Source organism: uncultured Microbacterium sp. (assembly GCF_913776565.1).
GTDB lineage: Bacteria > Actinomycetota > Actinomycetes > Actinomycetales > Microbacteriaceae > Microbacterium.
On sequence record NZ_CAJYPF010000190.1, the window covers coordinates 1 to 7,670 of the forward strand.

At 72.0% G+C, this 7,670-nt stretch carries 8 protein-coding genes; 3 read left to right on the forward strand and 5 right to left on the reverse strand.

The features are described from left to right. The 3 genes from QZ433_RS10555 to pdhA form a co-directional block, all read right to left on the reverse strand. Positions 1-971, reverse strand: a 971-nt coding sequence (locus QZ433_RS10555; protein WP_295783029.1) for a biotin/lipoyl-containing protein, incomplete at its 3' end; no start/stop codon positions are given. Then, on the reverse strand, positions 968-1,975 hold the full coding sequence (locus QZ433_RS10560) for an alpha-ketoacid dehydrogenase subunit beta (protein WP_295783032.1): 1,008 nt from the start codon (positions 1,973-1,975) through the stop codon (positions 968-970). The genes QZ433_RS10560 and QZ433_RS10555, both read right to left, overlap by 4 nt. Then, positions 1,972-3,120 (reverse strand): pyruvate dehydrogenase (acetyl-transferring) E1 component subunit alpha, encoded by a 1,149-nt coding sequence (pdhA, locus tag QZ433_RS10565; protein ID WP_295783034.1) that lies wholly within the window; start codon positions 3,118-3,120, stop codon positions 1,972-1,974. Before pdhA ends, QZ433_RS10560 begins: the two co-directional genes overlap by 4 nt. Positions 3,121-3,296: 176 nt before the next feature. On the opposite strand from pdhA, the gene QZ433_RS10570 reads away from it, so the two are divergent. Further along, on the forward strand, positions 3,297-3,770 hold the full coding sequence (locus QZ433_RS10570; RefSeq protein ID WP_108319574.1) for an Lrp/AsnC family transcriptional regulator: 474 nt from the start codon (positions 3,297-3,299) through the stop codon (positions 3,768-3,770). A gap of 80 nt (positions 3,771-3,850) precedes the next feature. On the opposite strand, the gene QZ433_RS10575 is transcribed toward QZ433_RS10570, so the two are convergent. Continuing rightward, positions 3,851-4,843: a DMT family transporter gene (locus tag QZ433_RS10575; protein WP_295783037.1), complete on the reverse strand. Its 993-nt coding sequence runs from the start codon at positions 4,841-4,843 to the stop codon at positions 3,851-3,853. Positions 4,844-4,914: 71 nt separating this feature from the next. On the opposite strand from QZ433_RS10575, the gene QZ433_RS10580 reads away from it, so the two are divergent. Next, complete coding sequence (locus QZ433_RS10580; RefSeq protein WP_295783039.1) at positions 4,915-5,475, forward strand: CGNR zinc finger domain-containing protein; 561 nt, start codon at positions 4,915-4,917, stop codon at positions 5,473-5,475. Between the two features lie 19 nt (positions 5,476-5,494). Here QZ433_RS10580 and QZ433_RS10585 read toward each other — a convergent pair whose 3' ends face one another. Then, the gene (locus QZ433_RS10585; protein WP_295783041.1) at positions 5,495-6,373 is read right to left on the reverse strand and encodes an alpha/beta hydrolase; all 879 of its coding nucleotides are present in this window, start codon (positions 6,371-6,373) and stop codon (positions 5,495-5,497) included. Between the two features lie 190 nt (positions 6,374-6,563). On the opposite strand from QZ433_RS10585, the gene QZ433_RS10590 reads away from it, so the two are divergent. Further along, a complete protein-coding gene (locus tag QZ433_RS10590; RefSeq protein ID WP_295783044.1) occupies positions 6,564-7,298 on the forward strand; it encodes an exonuclease domain-containing protein in 735 nt (244 codons plus the stop codon). Positions 7,299-7,670 lie beyond the last annotated feature (372 nt).

Consider the following 7,670-nt stretch of genomic DNA (forward strand, 5'->3'; position numbering starts at 1 on the left):
TTCAGCGCGGGTGTGCGTCCCAGGGCGAGGCACACCGCCTTCGCGACGATCGCGAGCAGCCCGATGCGATGCCCGTCGAGGGCCCGGTCGGTCTTGAGCGAGGCGAGCAGCTCGGTGGTCGCCGTCACGTCGAGCGTGAGGAACGTCGTCGCGTGCGGTGCGGTGAAGGCGCTCTGCACCATCGCCGCCGCCGTGTGCTTTCGCACGCCGCGGATCGGCGTCCGCGTGACGCGCGGATCGGGAGCGGCCGGGGGGACCGTCGACGCCGGAGCGGACGCAAGATCGGCGGATGCCGAGACCCCGCCCGACGCGGGGGTGCGGGCGGCAAACTCCTCGACGTGCGCGCGGGTCACGGTCTCGCCCGGGTGGGCGGCGGCCACGAGCACGAGGTCGACGCCGAGGTCCTTGGCGAGCTTGCGGACGGGCGGGGTCGAGCGCGGACGCTCGACCGGCAGGTCGATCGGACCCGTGCGCACGATGTCGTGCGGCGCGGCCTCGCGCACCGCGGTGTCGACGTCGAGCGCGACGGTCGCGCCCCCACGACTCCGTCGCTTCGGACGATCTCCGGATGCCGGGGCCGCTCCGTACCCGACGAGGTTCGGCGTCGCGCGAGCGGCGATGTCGTCGGCGGGGGCCGCGAGCGGCGCTTCGGCGACCGTCTCGACGGCCGCGCCGGTCCCGACCCCCGCACCGGCTGAGCCGGCTCCCGTCGTCGGGCTCCCGGCATCCGCCCCCTCCACCGCGAACGACACCAGCGGTGACCCGACCGCGACGACGTCTCCCGCCGCGGCGTGCAGGCCTTGCACGGTGCCCGCGTAGGGCGAGGGGATCTCGACGATCGCCTTGGCCGTCTCGACCTCGGCGATCGTCTGATTGAGGGTGACGTCGTCGCCCTCCGCGACCAGCCACTGCACGATCTCGGCCTCGGGCAGGCCCTCCCCCAGATCGGGGAGCCGGAATTCGGCGATCACGAGCGCACCTCCGAACCCGCTTCGCGCTCGAGCACGCGATCCACGGCGTGCAGGATGCGGTCGAGGTCGGGCACGTGGTGCTTCTCGAGCTTCGACGGCGGATAGGGGATGTCGTGCCCGGTCACGCGTTGCGGCGGCGTCTCGAGGTGGTGGAAGCACTGCTCGGTGATGCTGGCGACCAGCTCCGCCCCGACCCCCGCCTCGCGCGCGGCCTCGTGGGTGACGACGACGCGTCCGGTCTTGCGCACCGAGGCGGCGACCGTGTTCATGTCCAGCGGCGACAGCGAGCGCAGGTCGATCACCTCGAGCGAGATGCCCTCGTCCTCGGCGGCGAGCGCGGCGTCCATCGCGGTGCGCACCTGGGCGCCATAGGTGACGATCGTGGCGTCGGTGCCCTCGCGGACCACGCGGGCGAGGTGCATCGGCGGGGCGTCGGCCAGGTCGGCGTCCAGGTCGACCTCGCCCTTGGAGTGATACAGCCTCTTCGGCTCGAAGAAGATGACGGGATCATCGGATGCCACGGCCTGCCGCAGCATCACGTAGGCGTCCTGCGGATTCGAGGCGGCGACCACGCGCAGGCCCGCCGTGTGCACGAAGTACGCCTCGGGCGACTCGGAGTGGTGCTCGGCGGCGCCCACGCCGCCGGCCCAGGGGATGCGGATGACCAGCGGCATCCGGATCCGTCCATTGCTGCGGTAGTGCAGTTTGGCGACCTGGCAGACGATCTGGTCGAAGGCGGGGTAGACGAAGCCGTCGAACTGGATCTCGACGACGGGACGGTACCCGCGCAGGGCGAGTCCGACCGCGGTTCCGACGATCCCGGCCTCGGCGAGGGGGCTGTCGATCACGCGCTGCGCGCCGAAGCGCTGCTGCAGGCCGTCGGTGACGCGGAAGACGCCGCCGAGCTTGCCGATGTCCTCTCCCATGAGCAGGACCTTGTCGTCGTCCTGAAGGGTGCGGGCGAGGGCGGCGTTGATCGCCGACCCCAGGGTGAGCGTGCTCATCGGTCGCCCTCCTGATCGAAGCCGGCGAGGTAGTCGAGGTAGTCGGCCTTCTGCTGCGCGAGGGCCGCGTGGGGCTCGGCGTAGACGTGGTCGAACATGGTCCCGGGGTCGCGGGTTGTCGCGCCGATGCACGCGGCGCGCACCTCCGCCGCGAGCGTGTCGGCCGCGCGGGCGACCTCGTCCAGGCCCGAGTCGTCGAGCACGCCCTCGGCGCGCAGGTACGCCTCCAGGCGGGCGATGGGGTCGCGACGCGTCCACGCCTCGACCTCGTCGGCGTCGCGGTAGCGCGTGGGATCGTCGCTCGTGGTGTGCGGGCCCATGCGGTACGTCACCGCCTCGATGAACGACGGTCCCTCCCCTCGGCGAGCGCGGTCGAGGGCCCAGCGCATCGCGGCGACGCAGGCGAGGGCGTCGTTGCCGTCGATGCGCATGCTCGGGATGCCGAACCCCGGCGCCCGGCCCGCGATCGGGTACTTCGCCTGCACGGTGACGGGTTCGCTGATCGCCCACTGGTTGTTCGAGCAGACGAACACCACGGGGGCGCGGAACGACGAGGCGAACACCATCGCCTCGTTGACATCGCCCTGGCTGGTCGCGCCGTCGCCGTAGTAGGCGACGGCGACGTCGGTCGAGCCGTCGCGCTGGGCGCCCATGGCCCACCCGGTGGCGTGCAGGGACTGCGCGCCGATGATGATCTGGGGAGGGGCGGCGTTGATCGTGGTGTGGTCGTACGCGGAGTGCTCCTCACCGCGCCACGCGAGGACGTAGTCGGCGGGCTTCGCGCCGCGGCCGAGCAGCACGCCGTGCTCGCGGTAGCTGGGGAAGACGAAGTCGCCCGGGGCGAGGGCGTGGGCGGTGCCGACCTGGACGGCCTCCTGTCCGCGGCAGGGCGCCCAGAGGGCGAGCTGTCCCTGGCGCTGCAGGGCGACGCCCTCGGCGTCGACGCGACGGGTGAGGACCATGTCGCGGTGCAGGGCGCGCAGTTCGTGGGGCGACAGGTCGGCGATCCACGGGTCGAGCTCGGCGTCGGGCAGGCGCGTGCCGTCGAGGTCGAGCAGGCGGACGACGTCGTCCACGTCGCCGCGGGTGCCGGCGGGTCCGCGGTCGGCGGCCCTCTGCTCCGGCGTGGTCTGGGTGTACGTCATCGTCATCCCTCCAGGTGCGGCCGGGGCCCCTCGTGAGAGCCCGGGCGGTCCGGGTGCCGGCAACGGCGCCGACGTGGCCGACCGTACGCGCGGAATGCACCCCGCTCAAGACCTCGCCGTCATATTGAGCACAGTGCGCATTGCGTGCGGGAGCCGCACTGCTAATGTTTCGCAGCATGAGCAAGCTCGACGCGGTCGACCTCGACCTCCTCCGCGCCCTGTCCGCCGATCCGCGGGCCACCGTCGTCGCGCTCGCCGAGAAGCTCGGCCTGTCGCGCAACACCGTCCAGGCGCGCATGAGCAGGCTCGAGCGCGGCGGGGTGTTCCTGTCGTTCGAGCGGACGCTGTCGGCCGAGGCGCTGGGGTTCCCGATCGAGGCGTTCCTGCAGGTGACGGTTCGCCAGGCCGAGCTGCCCGCGATCCGCGACGAGCTCGCCAAGGTGCCCGAGGTGCTGCAGGCGCACGGTCTGAGCGGGCAGGTCGATCTGCTCGTGCGCGTGGCGTGCCGCGATACGCAGCACCTGTTCGACACCGATGCGCGCATCCTCGCGATCGAGGGCGTCGAGCGCACCGAGACCTCCCTCGTGATGGGCGAGGTGATCGGCTACCGCGTCGATCCGCTCATGCGTCTCGCGCGCGAGCACGCCTGACGCCGGGCGACCCGCGGACGGGGTCTTCCGGACCGGCCCCGATGTTCTCCGAGCTCGTCGAGACGAACTCGGCCCACCGCCTACGGTGCCGGCACCACCGGGATGCTCGACGTCTCGACCTTCGGCTCCACCGGACCCCCGGCATCCAGGCGCACCAGCACCACCCCCGCGAGGATGAGTGCGCCGCCCACGAACTGGATCGGCGCGGGCGCTTCGCCGAGCAGCAGCCAGGCGAATCCGAGCGCGAACAGCACTTCGCTCAGGCCCACGAACGACGCCAGTCTCGCGCCGATCCTCGGCACCGCGATCACCCCGAGCGCGTAGCCGAGCGTCGTCGCGACCGCACCCACCCAGAGCAGGGGCAGGATGCCCGGAACCTCCAGTCCCGCGAGCGACACCGTGATCGAGGGGGCCGCGAACGGCAGCACCCCGACGGCCACGAGGGCGCCCATGAGCACGGTCCCGACGAGCAGGCCGCCGGCGGCGAGGGCGAGGGGCGGCAGGTCGTCGCCGGTGCGCCCGGCGATGACGAAGTACGCGGCCGCGCACACCGCGGCGCAGAGGGCGAACAGCGTGCCGAGCAGATCGAAGCGCGCACCGCTGATGTCGACGACGAGCACGAGTCCGGCCATCGCGACGACCGACCCGATCAGCACGGCCTTCGACGGCGCCCGACGCGTGCGCACCCACACGGCGATGACGATGAGCACGGGAGCGATGTACTGGATGAGCAGGGCGACGGCGACCGGCATCCGCTGCATCGCGGCGAAGTAGAACACCTGGCATCCGGCCACCGCGGTCAGCCCGAACGCCAGGATCAGCAGCCCGTGCCGGCGCACGAAGCCGCGCTGACGGCGAACGGCCGTGATCAGCGCCGGCGAGAGCAGCAGCGCGGCGACCCCCATGCGCACGAGCAGCACGGCGCCCAGCGACCACCCACCGTCGAGCAGCGGCTTGACGAACGGTCCGCTCGACGAGAACGCGAGGGCCGAGGCGACGGCGATGACGAGTCCCGTGACGGCGCCGGAGCCGTGGCGGACGGGACGGGGAAGGGTGACGGACGACGTGGTCATGCGGGCCTGCTGTCAGGGGTCAAGAACGTTTACACTCGTGACAGTACGACCTGGGAATGTCAGGAGTCAACATGGTCTTCATCCGTGACACCGAACTGGTGCTGCGCGCGACGGTGGAGCTGGTCAACACCCTCCCCCACACCGAGGCGAGCGGGGTGGACACCCTCATGACGATGGTCGAGCTCGACGACTTCGCCGAGCGGCACGCCTACACCGGTTCGCGGGTGCGCGACGATCGCGAGCTGGCCGCGGTGCGCGGCATCCGCTCCCGCATCCAGCGGCTGTGGAACGTCGATCGCGACGACGCGGTGCCCCTCGTCAACGCGATGCTGCGCGACGGACGCGCGCTCCCGCAACTGGTGCGTCACGATGAGTTCGACTGGCACATCCACGCGTCCGAGGCGTCCGACCATCTCGCGCAGCGCATGCTCGTCGAGACGGCGATGGCCTTCGTCGACGTCATCCGCGCCGACGAGTACGGGCGCATCCGCGTGTGCGACGCCGACGACTGCGACGGCGTCTACGTCGATTTCTCGAAGAACGGCTCGAAGCGGTATTGCGACTCGGGCAACTGCGGGAATCGCATGAACGTCAACGCCTACCGGAAGCGCAAGGCCGAGATGCCGGCCTGACGTGCAGGACGCCGACGGTTCACTCCCCCGCCAGGAACGTTCGGATCGCGGATGCCGCGGCCTGCGGCGTCTCGTAGTGGATGAGGTGTCCGACCTCGGGGATCTCCACCAGCTCGGCATCCGGGAACAACGTCGCCAGGTGACGCTCGGCCTCGATCGGGGTGATGTCGTCTTTCTGCGCCGCGATGAGCAGGGTCGGCTGGGTGATGCGGGGGGCGAACTCGCGCACGTCGTGCGACACGCTCGTCACGAACGCCTCGTGCAGCACGTCGCGGTCGGCGAAGCGCGAGAAGTACTCGTCGTGCTGTTCGTGCACGAAACGGCGCAGCTCGGGGTCGCGGGTCTTCGCCATGGCGTTGCTCATGACGCGCACGATGAGGCCGTTGCGCAGCAGGTGCTCGCCGAGGGGACGCGGAAGTTTGGCTCCGGCCAGGTAGTAGAACACCGCAAGGCGGGTCAGGATGCCACGGGGCCCCTCGAGGGCGGGAGCGCCGATCGGGTTGACCAGGATCAGCCGGGGCGTCGCGAGTCCACCGGCCACGGCCGCGGCCGAGACGATCGAGCCGAACGAGTGGCCGAGGACGACCGCGCCCGGAGCGACCTGCTCGACGAAGGCACGCAACCACGCGGCGTACGTGTCGAGATTGTGCGCGCGGTCCGCGAGCGGTGCCGTCTCGCCGAACCCGGGCAGGTCGGGGGAGATGACCCGGATGCCGCGAAGGTGCGCCACGACCGGATCGAGACCGTGGTGCTCGCCGCGGAAACCGTGCACGGCGACGATCGTGGTTCCGGCGTCGTCGTCGCCGTACACCCAGTACGCCGTCGTGTCGCCGAGCACGCGCGCCTCGCGCCGGACGACGGGGATCGCGGCCAGCAGCGGAGCGTAGGGGTTCGGCACCCGTCGAGTCTACGAGGGGTCGCCGACATCGCCTCCGGGCGGGGGTTCGCGCGTCGAGCCGCGCCCTGCCCCGCCGGGCGGTGGGACGGTTGCGTCCGGGAGCGTCGCGTCCCCGCCCGCCCGCGGCATCCCACCCCGCTGTCCTGCGCGCCTCGACGGCGATGTCGGAGCTGCGCCCTACCGTGGGCCCATGACCACGTGGCAGGCCGAGCCGCTCCCCCTCTTCCAGACGCCCGAGTGGGCGCGCCTCGTCGGCGTGTTCGATCTCGAGACGACCGGGGTCGACGTCGAGAACGATCGCATCGTCTCGGCGCACGTGGGGGTGCTCGATGTCGACGGGCACGTCGTCGACGCACGCGACTGGCTGGCCGATCCCGGGGTCGCGATCCCGGCGGGGGCGGCGGCGATCCACGGCATCACCACCGAACGCGCCCGCGCCGAGGGGACGCCCGCGCCGCGCGTGGTCGCCGAGGTGGTCGAGGCGCTGACGGCGTTGTTCGCCGCCGGCATCCCGGTGGTCGCCTACAACGCGCCGTTCGATTTCTCGATGCTCAAGAACGAGGCTGTCCGGCACGGGATCACCCCGATCCACGCGCCCTCGCCCGTGATCGATCCGCTCGTCGTCGACAAGACGTTCGACCGGTACCGGCGCGGCAAGCGCACGCTGTCGGTCGTCGCCGAACACTACGCCGTCCCCCTCGAATCCGCGCACGAGGCCTGCGCCGATGCGGTCGCGGCGGGTCGCCTGGCCCTCGCGCTGGCCGAGCGGTTCGGCCCGTGGCTGCCGCCCACCCTCGACGAACTGCACACGCGTCAGATCGCGTGGGCGCGAGCGCAGGCGGCGAGCCTCACCGAGTACTTCGTCAAGACCGGACGGCTGGATGCCACGGCCCCTCCCGTCGACGGGGCCTGGCCGATCCGCTGAGCGGGGCGGGGGCCGAGAGCCGGCCTTTCCGCTCCCTCCGTCGACACAGCGACGGGCGAGAATCTCTCTTCCACTCACCGAGCCGACGACGCGTGCGGCCCGTTCCGACCGGTCGGCCCGTCACCGCCCCGGCGCCGTCGAAGCCAGACCCTTCGGGGTCTCTCCCGCCGTTCGCGCGGTCTGAGCGCCGTGCCGTGCACCTGACCGACGGCTCGTGGCGTCTCGACTCCGCTGGGGCGAGGTGTCCGCCCTGTTCCCGCCCCTCGGGCGCGCATCGATCCCGCCCGAACCACCCGCCCTGTCCGCCCTGTTCCTGCCCCTCCGGCGCGCTTCGACCCCGCCCGAACCACCCGCCCTGTCCGCCCTGTTCCC

What these genes read in the sequence shown, in the direction of transcription:
- QZ433_RS10580 (WP_295783039.1), top strand. Translation starts at nt 4,915, where the DNA reads ATGGTCTTCATCCGTGACACCGAACTGGTGCTGCGCGCGACGGTGGAG.
- QZ433_RS10575 (WP_295783037.1), bottom strand. Translation starts at nt 4,843, where the DNA reads ATGACCACGTCGTCCGTCACCCTTCCCCGTCCCGTCCGCCACGGCTCC.
- QZ433_RS10560 (WP_295783032.1), bottom strand. Translation starts at nt 1,975, where the DNA reads ATGAGCACGCTCACCCTGGGGTCGGCGATCAACGCCGCCCTCGCCCGC.
- QZ433_RS10590 (WP_295783044.1), top strand. Translation starts at nt 6,564, where the DNA reads ATGACCACGTGGCAGGCCGAGCCGCTCCCCCTCTTCCAGACGCCCGAG.
- pdhA (WP_295783034.1), bottom strand. Translation starts at nt 3,120, where the DNA reads ATGACGTACACCCAGACCACGCCGGAGCAGAGGGCCGCCGACCGCGGA.
- QZ433_RS10570 (WP_108319574.1), top strand. Translation starts at nt 3,297, where the DNA reads ATGAGCAAGCTCGACGCGGTCGACCTCGACCTCCTCCGCGCCCTGTCC.